At 66.2% G+C, this 14,647-nt stretch carries 17 protein-coding genes and 2 tRNA genes; 1 reads left to right on the top strand and 18 read right to left on the bottom strand.

Annotated elements, in window-relative coordinates:
- Nucleotides 1-17: 17 nt before the first annotated feature.
- The 17 genes from AB2385_RS05450 to AB2385_RS05370 form a co-directional block, all read right to left on the bottom strand.
- Nucleotides 18-725 carry a winged helix-turn-helix domain-containing protein gene (locus tag AB2385_RS05450; RefSeq protein ID WP_367653934.1) on the bottom strand — a complete coding sequence of 236 codons (708 nt, stop codon included), beginning with the start codon at nt 723-725 and terminating at the stop codon, nt 18-20.
- 265 nt (nt 726-990) lie between these two features.
- Complete coding sequence (locus AB2385_RS05445; RefSeq protein WP_367653933.1) at nt 991-1,494, bottom strand: YpiB family protein; 504 nt, start codon at nt 1,492-1,494, stop codon at nt 991-993.
- 209 nt (nt 1,495-1,703) lie between these two features.
- Complete coding sequence (locus tag AB2385_RS05440; RefSeq protein WP_367653932.1) at nt 1,704-3,014, bottom strand: peptidoglycan DD-metalloendopeptidase family protein; 1,311 nt, start codon at nt 3,012-3,014, stop codon at nt 1,704-1,706.
- Nucleotides 3,015-3,157: 143 nt separating this feature from the next.
- Nucleotides 3,158-3,883 carry a lytic transglycosylase domain-containing protein gene (locus AB2385_RS05435; protein ID WP_367653931.1) on the bottom strand — a complete coding sequence of 242 codons (726 nt, stop codon included), beginning with the start codon at nt 3,881-3,883 and terminating at the stop codon, nt 3,158-3,160.
- Between the two features lie 132 nt (nt 3,884-4,015).
- Nucleotides 4,016-4,091: transfer RNA gene (locus AB2385_RS05430), tRNA-Thr, on the bottom strand.
- Between the two features lie 36 nt (nt 4,092-4,127).
- Nucleotides 4,128-4,201: transfer RNA gene (locus tag AB2385_RS05425), tRNA-Gly, on the bottom strand.
- A 96-nt stretch (nt 4,202-4,297) separates the two neighbouring features.
- Nucleotides 4,298-5,596: an adenylosuccinate synthase gene (locus tag AB2385_RS05420; RefSeq protein WP_367653930.1), complete on the bottom strand. Its 1,299-nt coding sequence runs from the start codon at nt 5,594-5,596 to the stop codon at nt 4,298-4,300.
- Between the two features lie 219 nt (nt 5,597-5,815).
- The gene (gene dnaB, locus AB2385_RS05415; RefSeq protein ID WP_367653929.1) at nt 5,816-7,156 is read right to left on the bottom strand and encodes a replicative DNA helicase; all 1,341 of its coding nucleotides are present in this window, start codon (nt 7,154-7,156) and stop codon (nt 5,816-5,818) included.
- Nucleotides 7,157-7,268: 112 nt separating this feature from the next.
- Nucleotides 7,269-9,236, bottom strand: a complete 1,968-nt coding sequence (gene lonC / locus AB2385_RS05410; RefSeq protein WP_367653928.1) for a Lon family ATP-dependent protease — start codon at nt 9,234-9,236, stop codon at nt 7,269-7,271.
- 69 nt (nt 9,237-9,305) lie between these two features.
- Nucleotides 9,306-9,752, bottom strand: coding sequence for a 50S ribosomal protein L9 (gene rplI, locus AB2385_RS05405; protein ID WP_367653927.1), 447 nt, complete (start codon nt 9,750-9,752; stop codon nt 9,306-9,308).
- A gap of 14 nt (nt 9,753-9,766) precedes the next feature.
- Entirely contained in the window at nt 9,767-10,813 is a 1,047-nt protein-coding gene (locus AB2385_RS05400; protein WP_367653926.1) for a DUF2232 domain-containing protein, read from the bottom strand.
- Nucleotides 10,814-10,909: 96 nt separating this feature from the next.
- Entirely contained in the window at nt 10,910-11,140 is a 231-nt protein-coding gene (gene rpsR, locus AB2385_RS05395; RefSeq protein ID WP_367653925.1) for a 30S ribosomal protein S18, read from the bottom strand.
- A gap of 21 nt (nt 11,141-11,161) precedes the next feature.
- Nucleotides 11,162-11,584 carry a single-stranded DNA-binding protein gene (locus AB2385_RS05390; protein ID WP_367653924.1) on the bottom strand — a complete coding sequence of 141 codons (423 nt, stop codon included), beginning with the start codon at nt 11,582-11,584 and terminating at the stop codon, nt 11,162-11,164.
- A 21-nt stretch (nt 11,585-11,605) separates the two neighbouring features.
- The gene (gene rpsF, locus AB2385_RS05385) at nt 11,606-11,893 is read right to left on the bottom strand and encodes a 30S ribosomal protein S6 (RefSeq protein WP_367653923.1); all 288 of its coding nucleotides are present in this window, start codon (nt 11,891-11,893) and stop codon (nt 11,606-11,608) included.
- Nucleotides 11,894-12,046: 153 nt separating this feature from the next.
- Nucleotides 12,047-12,247, bottom strand: a complete 201-nt coding sequence (locus AB2385_RS05380) for a DUF951 domain-containing protein (RefSeq protein WP_367653922.1) — start codon at nt 12,245-12,247, stop codon at nt 12,047-12,049.
- Nucleotides 12,235-12,876, bottom strand: coding sequence for a CvpA family protein (locus AB2385_RS05375; protein WP_367653921.1), 642 nt, complete (start codon nt 12,874-12,876; stop codon nt 12,235-12,237). The genes AB2385_RS05380 and AB2385_RS05375 overlap by 13 nt, the downstream gene beginning before the upstream one ends.
- A 46-nt stretch (nt 12,877-12,922) precedes the next feature.
- Complete coding sequence (locus AB2385_RS05370; RefSeq protein ID WP_367653920.1) at nt 12,923-13,471, bottom strand: tetratricopeptide repeat protein; 549 nt, start codon at nt 13,469-13,471, stop codon at nt 12,923-12,925.
- A 165-nt stretch (nt 13,472-13,636) separates the two neighbouring features.
- On the opposite strand from AB2385_RS05370, the gene yyaC reads away from it, so the two are divergent.
- Nucleotides 13,637-14,173 (top strand): spore protease YyaC, encoded by a 537-nt coding sequence (gene yyaC, locus AB2385_RS05365; protein ID WP_367653919.1) that lies wholly within the window; start codon nt 13,637-13,639, stop codon nt 14,171-14,173.
- Between the two features lie 56 nt (nt 14,174-14,229).
- On the opposite strand, the gene AB2385_RS05360 is transcribed toward yyaC, so the two are convergent.
- On the bottom strand, nt 14,230-14,634 hold the full coding sequence (locus tag AB2385_RS05360; RefSeq protein WP_367653918.1) for a polymer-forming cytoskeletal protein: 405 nt from the start codon (nt 14,632-14,634) through the stop codon (nt 14,230-14,232).
- Between the last annotated feature and the right edge of the window lie 13 nt (nt 14,635-14,647).

Genomic DNA, 14,647 nt, shown 5'->3' with positions numbered 1-14,647 from the left:
CGCTCCCCCCTCCCTGCTCAGCTGAAGCGCTGAAAGTAGTAGCCAACCCCCCGGCGGGTCTTGATGTACTCTGGCCGCGCCGAGTTCTCCTCCAGCTTCTCGCGGAGGCGGGCCACCGTCACATCCACCGTGCGGACGTCACCGTAGTAGTCGTAACCCCAGACTTCCTCGAGCAGGGCCTCGCGTGAGAACACCTGCCCCGGGTGCGACATGAGGAAGCGGAGGAGTTCGAACTCCCGGGGCGTCAGCTCCAGAACCCGGTCGCCCTTGCGCACCTCGTAGCTGGTGAGGTTGATGGTGATGTCGCCCTCCCGCAGGATCTCATCGGCCGCGCCCTTGTGACCGGCGACCGCCTCACTCTGCCGGGTGCGCCGCAGAATCGCGCGCACGCGCGCGATCAGCTCCCGCGGGCTGAAGGGCTTGGTCACGTAGTCGTCGGCCCCCAGTTCCAGTCCCAGCACCTTGTCGACCTCGGCCTCCTTGGCCGTCAGCATCAGGATCGGAACCGAGGAGAAGCTTCGAATCTCCCGGCAGACGGAGAACCCGTCCAGCTTGGGAAGCATGATGTCGAGGATGACGAGTTGAAACGGAATGGCCCTGGCCTTCGCCACGGCCTCCTCCCCGTCAAAGGCCATCTCGACCTCGAAGCCCTCTCGCTCGAAACTGAACTTCAAGATCTCCGCAATCGGCCGCTCGTCGTCCACCACCAGGATGCGATCTGCCATCGTGTCCTCTCCTTAACAATCCTCACAGTGCGCCAATTTCGCTGAGCCCACGGCCCGTTCCTTCCGGACCCGTAACCCATTGTCACGTTGCGGACCGGGGTGGATCAGCGCCCTGCCGGCGGGACATGCGGGGCCACTCTGAGTATAGAACAGCGCCCCGCAAAAGGGCCATGTGCGCCCCTTGGGAGGGCTGCCAGAATGCGGCGGCGCGCAGAACCGGGGCCCATCTTCCGATGGACCCCGGTTGCCTGCGCACCGGAGCGAATCAGCCCAGCCGGCGCAGCTCTGCAGCCAGTTGTGCGAAGGTCTCCCGGTCGCCGGCGTCGAGGGCCTCGTCGATGCGCCGCAGCAGTTCCTGACGGCGGGTAACCCGCTCCAGATCTTCCTGGAAGACCTCGTCGTGCCAGCGGGCCAGCGTCTCCAGGAACTCCTGCCGCTCCTCGCTCCACTCCGGCGGCGCGGTGGAGAGGCACAAGGCGATGCGCTCAGGCACCGCCTTCATCAGTTCGACCACCGCCTGCGAGGTTTTCGTATAAACCTTGTCGCCAAGGCGGAACAGGAAGGGCCACGTGCCCGAACCCTTGGCGGAAACGAGAATGGCGCAGTCGGCGCCCGTCAGGTCAGATACGATCTCGGTGCGGCGAAGGATCTCTTCTTTGGACAGCATGAACTGGAGGAACCCGCGCGCCTCTGACAGCTTCGGCTGGTACTGACTCAGGAAAGCCTTGATCTGGTCAGCCTTGCTCTTGGTCCCCCTGGGCCTTTCCATTCCGCACCCTCCCCTGGAGAGCATGTCGAGACGGGCAGCATCATGCGATGGCTTTTTGAAAGATTCGCCCAATCGCGCCGCATCTCCTCCTGGGTAGATGCGCCTCCGCCTGTGAGATTTCCCTGCCCAGGGATAGCCTTTGCAGCGCTTCCAAACCCCATACGAAAAGGGCCGACGGGCGGTGTGCCCGCGGCCCGCGCAGACGCCGGTTAGGGATAGTAGTTCAGCGGGTTGACCGGCTGGCCGTCAATGCGGATCTCGAAGTGAAGGTGCGGACCGGTGGAGTTGCCTGTGTTCCCCACGTACCCGATCACGTCTCCCTTGTTCACCGCCTGGCCCACCGATACGTTGTATCCAGACAGATGGGCGTAGTAGGTGACCATCTTGCCGCCGCCGTGGTCAATCTTGACGAGCTTGCCGTAGCCGCCGTCCCAGCCCACAAAGGTCACGATGCCGCTGTCTGCGGCCTTCACGGGCGTGCCCGTCGACGTGGCCAGGTCGATCCCGCTGTGCCACGAACCCCAGCGAGGCCCGAACTTCGAGGTCAGGTCGCCGACCACGGGCAGGATCAGCGAGCCCGTACCCATATCGGGTACCTGCTTGGTGCCTACCTTGCGCACCTGCCGCTGCGGCTGCGAGAGCACCTCTACGTTCAGCACTTCGGTCGAGACCAGCTCGCCATCCTCCCGGTACTCCCGGAGCATCTTCACCCGGCTGCCCCACTTCCCCGGGGTGACGATCTCAGACTCCCACGGCCAGAGGCTGCTGTCCTCCACGGTCTCCTCCACAAAGGGGATGCCCTCCTCGACCTGGCGCTGGGCAACCGAGCGGAGGTGCACGTAGGGTTCCTTGTAGGTGATGGTCAGCTGCTGTCCCGGCTGGAGCAGTTCAAGGTCCACTCCCGGGTTCGCCCGGGCCAGCTGGTCGGTGGTGAGGTCGTACTCCATCGCGATGTCCCAGGCCGTGTCGCCCGACACCACGGTATAGGTGGCCACCTTGTCCGTTCCCAGCAGGAGGACGTTCACCGCCTCCTCCACGCTCTTGACCTCGTCCTGCGCCACCTCGGTCTCCCGCCAGCTCACCGACTCGCTGAACGTCAGCTCTTCCACCACAGTGGCGTCGCCCAGGTAGTTTTCTTCATACTGGTGCAGGATGGTGTCCAGCACTTGCTGTGCGGCGGCCTCATCGGCCACGGCGACCACAGCCTGACCGTCCACGGTGATGGCAATCGCTTTCTGCATGACCGGGACCTGTCCCGCCGCGAGCGACTCCAGCGACTCCCGTGCGACCCTCGGGCCGGTCGTGGTGCGCGACGCCACCTCCACGCGGTCGCGCTCGTAGGACCCCGCCGCATCGTCGGGTACGGCATCCACCAGGGCTTGTCCGTCAGAACCCGCCTGCTGGTCGTTTTCCACCATCGCCGGATGCGAACTCTGCAGATGACGCCAGCCCATGTCGGCGACAACTCCCAAGCACATCGCGGCTGCGATGACCACCAGTAAGATCGGGCGGCGATGCAAGCGGGTCCACCTCCCTTTAGTCCAACGGGGTAAACGTTTCGCCAAATATCGTTCGTTTCCTGCCCATCTGTAGGAAGATTGTGCAGCCGGCCCTTCCACCCTTCTTATGAGCAGGGATCCCCGCGCATTCCGCCCGCCATCATTCACCCCGCAGAAGTGGCTGCTGCGGAGTGCTGGTAGTATCGCATTACCTTTCCTACATATGGGTGCGCTGCGCCCAGGTGCGCATGTCGCGGCCCGCCGTTATAGGCCGCCAGCGCCTTCTCCCACGACCCGTACTCCTGGTAGAGCACGTGAAGGTACCAGATTCCCATGTTCATGTTGGTCCACGGGTCGAACAGGTCGTATTCCTCCCACCCCAGCCGGCCGGCAATCCAGGCCGCCGTACTGGGCAGGATCTGCATCAGGCCCGTGTCGCTGTGGCTCCCCACCGTACGGGGGTTCCAGCGGCTCTCGACCGTGATCACCGCCGCCACCAGGCGCGGGTCCACCCCGTACTGGTAGGAAAGGTCGAGCACCATCTGCCGGTACTCTGGCGGTGCCAGGTCAGCGATGCGGGCCAGTTGCTGGCGCCGCAGCGCCTCCTCCCGCCGCATCTGACGGAGCTGCTCTGCAGAGAGGTCGTTCGCCGCATCGGCCCGTGCGCGCTCCCGGGTCTGCTGCGCCCGGACGGCCGCCTGCTCCAGCCGGTGGGCCCGCATGAGCTCCTGTTCCGGCAGCGCGGGTTCGATCGGGGAGAAGGGCATCGCCTGGACCCCTTCGGTCGCCGCCACGGCCTTTGCCCACCCGTGCGGCCCCTGCCACGAGAAGAGGAGCAAGAATACGATCAGCGCGGCCAGGTCGCGCCCCAAACGCCTCGCCTTGCGCATGTTAACCCGCCTCCAGATGACAGACATTGGCGTGACAGGCATATCTTACCACTCGCGCGGTGCGAATTTTGTCGAGTACTGTCGCAGCGGTAGACGAAAAATCCCCGAGGTCCCGCGGACCTCGGGGAAAGCTGGAGCCGATGAAGGGACTCGAACCCTTGACCTGCTGATTACGAATCAGCTGCTCTACCGGCTGAGCTACATCGGCAGAGAAAACGGAGACGGTCTGTCGTCTCCGCCGGACTGGAGCGGGTGACGGGAATCGAACCCGCGTTCTCAGCTTGGGAAGCTGATGTTCTACCATTGAACTACACCCGCGTGCTCACCGGATATTATAGCGGCGGGCCGGAACGGATGCAAGGTGGAACCGATTGAAATCGAGGGGGCGGCTGCCAAAGCCGCCCCCGCCGCTCGCTAGAAGATGGGGTTCCGGTAGATGGCCTGGGTCCGCTCGCTGCCCACGCCCAGGATCGACACCGGCACGCCCGTGTACTCCTCGATGAGCCGGACGTATCGCTGGGCTCCTTCGGGCAGCTCCTCGATCCGGCGCGCGGAGCGGAGGTCGTCCGACCACTCCCAGTTGGGCAGCTCCTCGTAGACCGGCGTGACCTGGCTGAGGGCCTTCAGGCTCACCGGGAACTCCCGGGTCACCGTCCCGTCCGGCAGGCGGTAGCCCACACAGACCTTCAACGCCGGCAGCCCGGTCCGGGCCAGCGTGTCGAGGTGGGGCACCGCCAGGTCGGTAATGCCGCTCACCCGGCAGGCGTAGCGGACCATCACCAGGTCGAGCCAGCCGATGCGGCGCGGACGGCCGGTGGTGGTGCCGTATTCGTGCCCTTCCTCGCGGATCCGGGCGCCCGTCTCATCGAGCAGCTCGGTCGGGAACGGGCCCTCGCCCACCCGGGAGGTGTACGCCTTCACCACGCCCACCACCCGCGTCACCTTCGTGGGCCCAACGCCGGCGCCGATGATCGAGCCGGCGGCGATCGGATGCGACGCCGTGACGTACGGGTACGTGCCGTAATCGATATCCAGCAGGTGCCCCTGCGCACCCTCGAACAGCACGTTCTTGCCCGCGTCGATCGCGTCGTTGATCAGCTCCACGGTGTTGGCGACATAGGGCCGCAGTCGCTCGGCATACTCGAGGTAGGGAGTCGCAATCTCCTCCACCGTGAAGGCGGGCAGGCCGTAGAGCCGCTCCAGGAGCTGGTTCTTGGCCTCTACCTGCGCCCGGAGCTTGGGCAGGAACTCGTCCGGGTCGAGCATGTCCACGAGCCGGATGCCCGTCCGGGCGAACTTGTCCATGTACGCCGGGCCGATGCCACGGCGGGTCGTGCCGATCTTGTTGGCCCCTTTGCGGTCTTCCTCGGCGTTGTCCAGACGGATGTGGTACGGGAAGACGATATGCGCTCCTGGGCTGATGCGCAGCCCCGAGAGGTCAACGCCCTGGCTCGCGAGCCGGTCCATCTCCTCCAGCAGTTTGGGCGGGTCCAGCACCACCCCGTGGCCGATCACGCAGAGCGTTCCCGGGTAGAGAATGCCCGAGGGCACCTGGTGCAGCTTGTACTGCTTCCCGCCGGCCCAAACGGTGTGGCCGGCGTTGGAGCCCCCCGTCGCCCGCACCACCACGTGAGCCTTCTCGGCCAGCAGGTCCACGAACTTCCCCTTTCCTTCGTCTCCCCACTGGGCACCCATGACAACTACCACTGGCATTCGGGCCACCTCCCGTACGAAAGGCGCCGGGGCTCCGCAGCGGAAGCCCCGGCGCCGCGCTAGCCGAATTCCACGCCCAATGTACCATCCGAGCGCCAGTGATGTCAACGCGTGGCACGAACATTATCCACATCTGTGGATAGGAATGTTCGTATTCCGCGCTCTGCACAATTCGCGCGCTTGTACCAACGCCCGGCACCTCCGCACTTCCCCACGGCTCTATTGTCGCCGGTGCTCCTGCCCGTACATGCGCTGGATCTCCTTGATGAACAGGAGTTCCACCGCTCCGACCGGACCGTTGCGGTGCTTGGCGAGGATGACCTCGACCACATCCTTCTTGTCCGTGTTCTGGTTGTAGTAGTCGTCGCGGTACAGGAAGGCCACCAGATCGGCGTCCTGCTCAATCGCACCGGATTCGCGCAGGTCCGACAGCATCGGCCGCTTGTCCTGCCGCTGCTCCACCGACCGGGAGAGCTGCGACAGGGCGATCACCGGCACCTTCAGCTCGCGGGCCAGGGCCTTCAGCGAGCGGGAGATCTCGGAGATTTCCTGCTGGCGGTTCATCTGCACGCCCGCGCGCTGCGGAAGCGACATGAGCTGGAGGTAGTCGACGATGATGAGATCAAGCCCCCGCTCCTGGTGCAGGCGGCGCGCTTTGGCCCGCAGCTCCTGCAGCGGAATGTTGGGGGTGTCATCGATGTAGATTTCGCTCTCGCCGAGAACCGAGAGCGCCGTGCCCAGCCGCTGCCAGTCCTCGTCCTGCAGCTGACCCGTGCGCAGTTTGTGCCCGTCCACGAGCGCTTCGGCGGCGAGCAAGCGCAGGGCCAGCTGTTCGGCGGACATCTCCAGCGAGAAGAAGAGCACCCGCGCCTTCGCCTGCACGGCCGCGTTGCGCGCGATGTTCAGGGTGAACGCCGTCTTGCCCACAGAAGGCCGGGCGGCGATGATGATCAGGTCCGACGGCTGGAAACCCGACGTCATGGCGTCCAGGTCCCGGTAACCCGAGGGCACCCCCGTGGTCTTGCCCTTGGAGGTGTAGAGGTGCTCCAGGTGGCCGTACGCGGTCACCAGCGCGTCCCGGATGTGCTGGTAGCCCCGTTCGGAGCGGCGCTGCGTCACCGCGAAGATGGACTTCTCGGCGTCCTGAAGGGTCCGCTCGACGTCGTCGGAGGTGTAGCAGTCCTCCACGATGCGCCGGGCCACGGTCTGCAGGCGGCGGAGCGTCGCCTTGGCCTCCACGATCTCGGCGTACTGCAGCACATTGGCGGTGGTGGGCACCAGGTTGATCAGGCTGGTCAGGTAGGTGAGCCCGCCCACTTCCTCCAGCTTGCCGGTCTTCGCCAGTTCGTCCTGCACGGTGATGGGGTCAACGGGCTCGCCGCGGTTGTAGATGGAGAGCATTGCGGCGTACAGATGCTGGTGCTTGTCCGAGTAGAAGTCCTCGGGGACCAGCTTGTTGGCGACGGCGATGACGGCCTCGCGGTCGATGAGCATCGCGCCCAGGACCGATTGCTCCGCCTCGAGGTTCTGGGGTGGTACTCGTTCGCTGAAGGCGCTCATCGCAGCAGACCCCCCTCGTACAGAGGCGCGGGCCGGCGCACCGCCGACCCGCGCCTGAGCGCGGTGAATGTATGTTCGACAAGGGGAACGGTGAAACCTGCTGCCCCCGTCATCAACCGGCGGAGGCCATGCTGACCGCTCCGCCGTCAGCCAGGACCAGCGCCATGGCCTCCTCGATGGTGGAGGCAAAGCAGATTTCGATCCCCGTCACGCCCTGCGGCACGTCCTTCCGGTTCTCCTCGGGCAGCACGATGCGCTTCATGCCGGCCTGCCGCGCGCCGTAGATCTTCTCGTAGACGCCGCCTATGGCCCGCACGGCGCCGCGGATGGAGACCTCGCCGGTGATGGCCACGTCCTGCCGGATCGGCCGACCCTGGATGGCTGAAATCATCGCCAGGTAAATGGCCGTGCCGGCGCTGGGCCCGTCGATGCGGCCGCCGCCCACCACGTTCACGTGCACGTCCCAGTTCGAAAGGTCCTCCCCGGTCACCCGCCGCACCACCGCGGCTGCATTGAAAAGGGAGTCCTTGGTCATCGAGCCGGCCGTGTCGTTTATGCGCAGCACGCCCTTGCCCTTCTCGTGCGCAGGGAAAGCCACCGCCTCGATCTCCAGCACCGAGCCGACGTAACCCAGCACGCCCAGCCCGAAGATGCGTCCCACCTCCGCGGTGGAGGAGGCCTTCTTGAGCACGTTGGGTGAGAGCCGGCTGGCCTGGATGACCTCGTAGACATGCTCCTGGGTAATCGTGAGGGGGGCGTCCGCCTGCCCGGCCTCGCTGGCCTGGTAGAGGGCGAGGCCGTACGCGTCGGCCAGAATGCCCACCGCCTTGCGACCCTCGATGGTGTAGTCGGCCACGATGCCGGCCACCCCGGGCTCCAGTTTCACGCCCAGGCGCTGCGCCGCCTGCTCCACGATCTGGACGATGTCAGCCGGCACCAGCGGCTCGAAGAAGACCTCAGCGCAGCGGGAGCGCAGCGCCGGGTCGATCTCGCTGGGGTCGCGGGTGGTGGCGCCGATCAGGATGAAGTCAGCCGGGGCACCCTCCTCAAACAGCTTCTTGACGTACTTCGGGACGTTGGGGTCGTTGGCGTCGTAATAGCTGGACTCGAAGGTGACCCGCCGGTCTTCCAGCACCTTGAGAAGCTTGATCTGGAGCATCGGGTCCATCTCGCCGATCTCGTCGATGAAGAGCACCCCGCCGTGGGCCTCCGTAACCAACCCGAGGCGCGGCTCGGGCACGCCGGTCTCTGCGAAGTCCCGGCGCGCACCCTGGTAGATCGGATCGTGCACCGACCCAAGGAGGGGGTTCGTCACCTCCCGGGGGTCCCACCGCAGCGTTGACCCATCCACCTCAACGAAAGGCGCGTCCTTGGCAAACGGGGTGTGCGGCATCTGCTTGGCCTTCTCCAGCACCAGCCGCGCCACCGTGGTCTTGCCCACTCCGGGCGGGCCGTAGATGATCACGTGCTGCGGGAAGGGCGAGGCCACCTTGGCGAGGAGCGCCTTGATCGCCCGGTCCTGGCCGACCACCTCGCTCAGGGACCGCGGCCGCAGGAGCTCTGCCGCGGAACGGTGCAGCGAGATCTTCTCCAGAGCCTCCAGCCGCTCCAGGCGCTTCAGCGTGGAGGTCGTCTCGGGCCCCGCATCCTCCCGGAGCACCTGCTGCTTGATCTCCCGGTAGTACTCCTCCTGCCGCTCCTGCATGCGCGCCTGGATCTTCTTCTCAATCTTGTCTTCGACGGTGCGGCGGGCGACCAGGTCGGCGATCGCGTCCTCCAGCTCGTCCACCGCCTGGAGAAGCGCCTCCCCCTCCGGCACAGTGTCGAGCGTGGGGTCATCATAGACCAGCCGCTGCAAGGCCAGGACCTGCTCCTCCACCCGTTCGGACTTCATGAGGCCGAGGGCATCCATCTTGCCGGCCTTCACCACCAGGCGCTCAGGCCCCCACACGTTGGTGAGAAGGCCGAACAGGGCCCCCACCTGCCGCCCCACCTGTTCCTCCGGGGAGAGCCGCCGGCTGAGCGTCTCCGAGTCCGAGGGCCGTGCTCCTCGCATCAGCCTGTCCAGAATCTCCTTCATCGCTTGCCCGCACCTCCTTCCGCAAAGGCTGCGGCCCTAACCGGAGGACCCCCGGCCGGGCCGCAACTGTCATTCAGGCACGACTTCGATGTTGACCGTGCCGTGGATGTCGTGACCAAACTTGAGGGCTACCCGGTGAACGCCCAGGGTCTTGATGGGCGCATCCAGGTCGACGAGCTTCCGGTCAAACTCCTTGCCGATGTGCTTCGAGATGGCCTCCGCTACGTCCTTGCTGGTCACCGACCCGAACAGGCGGCCGGCCTCCCCGCACTTGGCCGGCAGGCGAATGGTCTGCCCCTCCAGCCGGTCCCGCAGGGCCCGGAGTTCGGCGATGCGCCGCTCCTGCTTCTCGGCCTGCGCCCGGCGTTCCGCCTCGATGGACCGAAGGGCCCCCGGCGAGGCCTGCACGGCCAGTCCCCGGGGCAGCAGGTAGTTGCGGGCGTAGCCGTCGGAAACCTCGACCGTTTGGCCCTTCTTCCCCGTGCCCTTCACGTCGGCCTTCAGGATCACCTTCACGAACATCCCTCCCGTCATCCGGTTCTTTCCTGGCGCTTCCAGATCCCATGCCCGAGCCCGCGTACGTCGAAGACCGTATCCCACAGGGCGAGCAGCACCAATACCTGCGGGCCCAACTGGCCCAGCAGCAGCGTGCCCACGACGACGATCGCGGCGGCGCCCCCGGCGCCGAGGCCGTGTTTGCGCAGGAAGCCGTAGGCCACCGCCGCACCGGCGAGCATGAAGATCATCATCATCGGGCTGAATATATTGAGCAAGAGCTTGCCCCACCACGGGAGCGCCGTCATGTCGCCGCGGAGGAAGAAGGGAGCGAGCAGGGACATGACGATGTACAGCCACACCGACCATGTGGGCAGCCGGAACTCCGCAAACGGCGTCCACGCCGGCACCTCATGGCCGAAGCGGGGCAGGGTGAAGCGGCACAGCAAGTAGTTGATGGCGCTGCTCACCACGCCGCTGAAGAAGAGCGAGGCTGGCAGCAGCGTCCAGATGACCCCGACCGGATCGCGCTGCAGCATCTCCGCCATCTGCCGGTACTGCTCGACCATCTGCGTCTGGGCAGGGGTGAGCGTGCCGCCGGACTGCGTTGCCGTGCTTTCGATGGTCTCCGCCAGAGACACCATCACGGCGACCATCTGATCCACCAGGGTGCGCGTCGCCGGCTCCTCCAGCAGGGCCACGAACGGGTCGCGCCCGCCGAACATCGCCAGCCGGGTCACCACGTACGTCAGGGCGAAGCCCAGGAAGTAGGTGAGCACCGCAACGATCCCGATGCTGAGCGGGCGCCACTTCCGGCGGAAGCCGAGGCCGAAGGCGAGGCCTGGCAGGATGCCCGCCGGGATGACCAGAATGCCGGAGACGAGGCCGTTGAACATCATGTTGAAGAGCGTGGCGGCCACCGCGACCAGCACGGCGGTGCGGCCGCCGTACCGGACGAACGCCAGAACCAGGGGGATGGGCATCAGGACAGAAAGCCCCGGAATCAGGCTGAAGACGACCACCAGCGCCGCCATCAGCCCGCCGAACACCAGGCCCCGAGTTTGCTCAGATCGGCTCTGCATGCAGGTCGCTCCTTGGTTGGGCAGGCATGTTCGGGGGTGATTGAACAGGGGGACACCGCAGCCAGCGGTGCCCCCCTCATTCCGTTGCAGGACCGCCTATTCGACGGTAAACGGCAGCAGGGCCATGATGCGGGCCCGCTTGATGGCGACGGTGAGCTGGCGCTGGTGGCGCGCGCAGTTCCCGGAGATACGGCGGGGCAGGATCTTCCCGCGCTCGGTGATGTACCGCCGCAGACGGGCGGCGTCCTTATAATCCACGTGCTCGATCTTGTCGACGCAGAAGCTGCACACACGGCGCCTCTGCCGACGGCCGCGTTCACGACGCATGGGTGTCTGTCCTCCTTTCCACTAGAAGGGGACATCTTCATCGTCAATGGTCAGTTCACTGCCCAGGCCGGCGTCCTGCGCGGGTGTCGGCGCGGTGCCGCCCCGGTCGCCGCCGGCGTGGTCGCGGGCGCTGTCGAGGAACCTGACCGTGCTGGCAACCACTTCAGCCTTTTCCCGACGCTGCCCCTCCTGGTTCGTGTACTGCCGGATCTGCAGGCGCCCCTGCACGGCCACGAGCCGGCCCTTCTGCAGGTAGTTGGCTACGGTTTCGGCCTGCTTCTCCCACACGACGACGTCGATGAAGTCCGTCTCCCTCTCGCCCTGTTGGTTGACCGTGCTGCGGTCCACCGCCAGCCGCATGGTCGCGACAGCCTTCCCGGACGGCGTGTACCGCAGTTCGGGATCTTTGGTAAGGCGGCCAATCAGAATCACAGAATTGAGCACATCCTTACCCCCTTCCGCTGGTTACGCATCGGTGCGGACGATGAGGAACCGGACCACTCCGTCGGTGAACTTCAGGACGCGATTCAGCTCATCTGCGGTCCTCGGCTCACCCTTGAAGGTTACGACGCTGTAGAAGCCTTCCCGGAAGTGGTTGATCTCGTATGCGAGGCGCTGCTTCTTCCAGGCGTCCGTCGACTCGACCGCGCCGCCGTTCTCGGAGATCAGGCCGGCGATCTTGTCCGACAGGGCCTGCAGCCCAGCGTCGTCGAGGTCAGGCCGGGCGATGACCATCATCTCGTAACCCCTCATGGTAGCACCTCCTCCCTATGGACTGATGGCTCCACTCGGTGGAGCAGGGAGGCAGCAGCCGGTACGGCTGCGCCCAGAATGTGCACATCTGGCGTGCACATCCAGTTCAATATAGCACGAAGGGACAACCCACGCAACCGGGAAAGTGGGTTGTCACTCCGAATCCTGTCTGGGGAATCGCTCCCTCACGGCTTTCTCGAACTTCGGGCGTGGAATCATGACCCGGTGGCCGCACCCCAGGCACTTCAGGCCAAAGTCGATGCCCGTGCGGTAGATCTCCCACCGGTTGGTACCGCACGGGTGCGGCTTCTTGAGCCGCACCTGGTCGCCCACCTCGTACTTCACTCGCTCCACAGCCGCAGCCCTCCTCCGAGCAGTAGCCCGCGCACCCAATCGAAGGCCTTGATAATGTAGGTCGGCGTGACCGACCGCGAGACGACCTCAGCCAGGTCCGTCATGCCATACACGGAGAGCGTGGGAATCACCCAGATCAAGAGTACGCCGAGGGCGAGCAGCGCCGTGAGGCCCGTGGCCACGGCACCCAACAGGCGGTCGCCGGTGCCGACCAGGGGCAGCGCCTGGATGGCGTCGGCAAACAGTCCGCCGAGCCGGTGCAGGGCGATGGTGAGCAGCATCACCAGCACGATGAAGGTGATCCCGGTGATCACCCCGGATGCCGCCTGTGCAGCGGTGCGCTCCACCGCCTCCAGGCGGCCCCCTTCCGCCGACCAGACCAGGAGGTCCCCGGCGGGAACGGCTGTGCGGTCGAGCAGGCTCTCGGCCAGCCGCTCCTGGAAGCCGAAGGTGTCGTTGAGCCAGCGCACCGCCGGGCCGGTCAGCCGGCCGGCCAACATCACAGCCACCAGGAAGGACAGCAATCCCACGATGGTTCGGACGATGCCCCGCACCCAGCCTGCCACGAGCGCCCCCAAGAGGACGCCCAGAACCGCCCAGTCGAAGCCGGTATATGCGTTCAGGTCCACGTCGCTCACTGCCTTTGCGGGGTTCGGCTGCCGCAGCCGCCGACGCTCAGCTGAGGGCCGCAGCGAGCAGCGCCACAAGCAGCGCCGCCAGCAGGCCGACGGGGAGGCAACCGGCGCGGCGACTCACGCGGGTCCCCGTTGAAGCCACCTCCGCGCGCGCCCCGGTCTGGAGTTGCTGTCGCTTCAGCCGCTGAGCCCGCTTGATGGCGTCGACGGCCTCTCCGATCCGACCCAGCTTCTTGTAAGCCGCATGAAGGTTCTCGTAGAAAGTGGGGTTGTTCGGGTCGAGTTCGACCGCCCGCTTATATTTCTCCAAGGCGGCGGCGAAGTCCCCCCGCTGGTAGTGCAGGTTGCCCAGATTGCTGTGCGCTTGAGGCAGGTTGGGGTCCAGTTCGATGGCGCGCCGCAGGTGCGCCTCGGCGGCCTCCAGGTCGCCCATCTGTGCGAGGATGGCGCCGGTGCGACTGTGCGCCCACGCGACGCTGTCGTCGTCGGCCAGCACCTGACGATAAAGGTCAAGCGCCTCCTCCAGGCGGCCGCTGGCGTACGCGGCGTCTGCCTGCTTCAGGATCTCAGACCGCACTTCGTTCTCCATAAGCGCCTCCTGGATGCCACGGAAGACACATAGGTCGCCGGTGGCTGCCGTATACTTCCCTGTACCACGGTCGGCAGACCAGCCGGGGAGGGAAGGTCTTTGGGTGAGGGTGGTCATCTGGCTCTTTGGCGCGCGGCCTCCGCTTCTGGGGAGACGCGCATTCATATGGACGACACCCGCGCGCCGGCCGTGATTGCCGCTGCGGTGGAAAGCTGCGCGGAGGGCCTGGTCCAGCAGTGCGACGGCATCGTCGCCCTCTGCATCGGCACCGACCGCTCCATCGGCGACGCTCTGGGCCCGTTGGTGGGCAGTCGCCTCTGCGACGCCCTCACGCGGGGCGTAACCGTGCTTGGCACGCTGGACAAGCCTGTTCACGCGGGGAACCTGGAGGAGTCACTCGCCCTGATCCGGCGTACGTTTCGCCGCCCGCTGGTGGTGGCCGTTGACGCGTGCCTCGGCCGGGCCGAGTCGGTGGGCATGCTGACGGTGGGTCCTGGGAGCCTGCGCCCCGGCGCCGGCGTGAGTAAGACGCTGCCGCCCGCGGGAGACCTCTATCTCACCGGCGTGGTCAACGTCGGTGGTTTCATGGAGTACTTCGTACTTCAGAACACCCGCCTCAGCCTCGTGATGCGAATGGCCCAGGTCGCCGCGGCCGGTCTCGAACAGGGGCTGCGGTCGCTGCTCAAGAGGCGGGGTGCCTGAGCGCACCTAGGCGATCGCCCGTCCTGGCGGCCCAGGGCGGGCGACGTTCTCTGTGATCAGCCCTCGCCGGAGGCGGCTTGATCCAGCGCGTTACCGCCGCCGGCGGGCATGAGGCTGCGCCCGTGGAAACGAGCTCCCTCGTGGATGACGAGGTGTCCACACCGGATGTCGCCCTGGAGGTTGGCCCCGGGCAGCAGCTCCAGCTTGCCCTCGACCTCCACGTCCCCGATGATTTCGCCGGCCATGGCCAGCCCTTTCGCCTTCACGGTCGCCTGAAGGCGGGCCTTGGGTCCGACGATCAGGTCGCCGTCGTGCTCGATGGAACCCTCCAGGTATCCGTCCACGCGGACGACGCCCGACGAGCGAATCGACCCCCGAATCTCCGTCCCTTCCCCAATCAGCGATTCCACCTTGCCGTGAACGAGGCTCTGCGCGCCTTGCTTCTTGCCGCTGCCGAACACGTCGACTCCCCCG

The sequence above is a fragment of the Symbiobacterium sp. genome (genome assembly GCF_040797425.1).
In the GTDB taxonomy this organism is placed as follows: domain Bacteria; phylum Bacillota; class Sulfobacillia; order Symbiobacteriales; family Symbiobacteriaceae; genus Symbiobacterium.
Note: the sequence above shows the minus strand (reverse complement) of the source record. Positions and strands in the feature narration are given on the sequence as shown.

Excerpts from the sequence above, each read along its gene's own strand:
- rpsF (WP_367653923.1), bottom strand. The coding sequence starts at position 11,893 with ATGAGGGGTTACGAGATGATGGTCATCGCCCGGCCTGACCTCGACGAC.
- AB2385_RS05420 (WP_367653930.1), bottom strand. The coding sequence starts at position 5,596 with ATGCCAGTGGTAGTTGTCATGGGTGCCCAGTGGGGAGACGAAGGAAAG.
- yyaC (WP_367653919.1), top strand. The coding sequence starts at position 13,637 with ATGGACGACACCCGCGCGCCGGCCGTGATTGCCGCTGCGGTGGAAAGC.
- AB2385_RS05370 (WP_367653920.1), bottom strand. The coding sequence starts at position 13,471 with ATGGAGAACGAAGTGCGGTCTGAGATCCTGAAGCAGGCAGACGCCGCG.
- lonC (WP_367653928.1), bottom strand. The coding sequence starts at position 9,236 with ATGAAGGAGATTCTGGACAGGCTGATGCGAGGAGCACGGCCCTCGGAC.
- AB2385_RS05450 (WP_367653934.1), bottom strand. The coding sequence starts at position 725 with ATGGCAGATCGCATCCTGGTGGTGGACGACGAGCGGCCGATTGCGGAG.
- rpsR (WP_367653925.1), bottom strand. The coding sequence starts at position 11,140 with ATGCGTCGTGAACGCGGCCGTCGGCAGAGGCGCCGTGTGTGCAGCTTC.
- AB2385_RS05435 (WP_367653931.1), bottom strand. The coding sequence starts at position 3,883 with ATGCGCAAGGCGAGGCGTTTGGGGCGCGACCTGGCCGCGCTGATCGTA.
- dnaB (WP_367653929.1), bottom strand. The coding sequence starts at position 7,156 with ATGAGCGCCTTCAGCGAACGAGTACCACCCCAGAACCTCGAGGCGGAG.
- AB2385_RS05445 (WP_367653933.1), bottom strand. The coding sequence starts at position 1,494 with ATGGAAAGGCCCAGGGGGACCAAGAGCAAGGCTGACCAGATCAAGGCT.
- AB2385_RS05400 (WP_367653926.1), bottom strand. The coding sequence starts at position 10,813 with ATGCAGAGCCGATCTGAGCAAACTCGGGGCCTGGTGTTCGGCGGGCTG.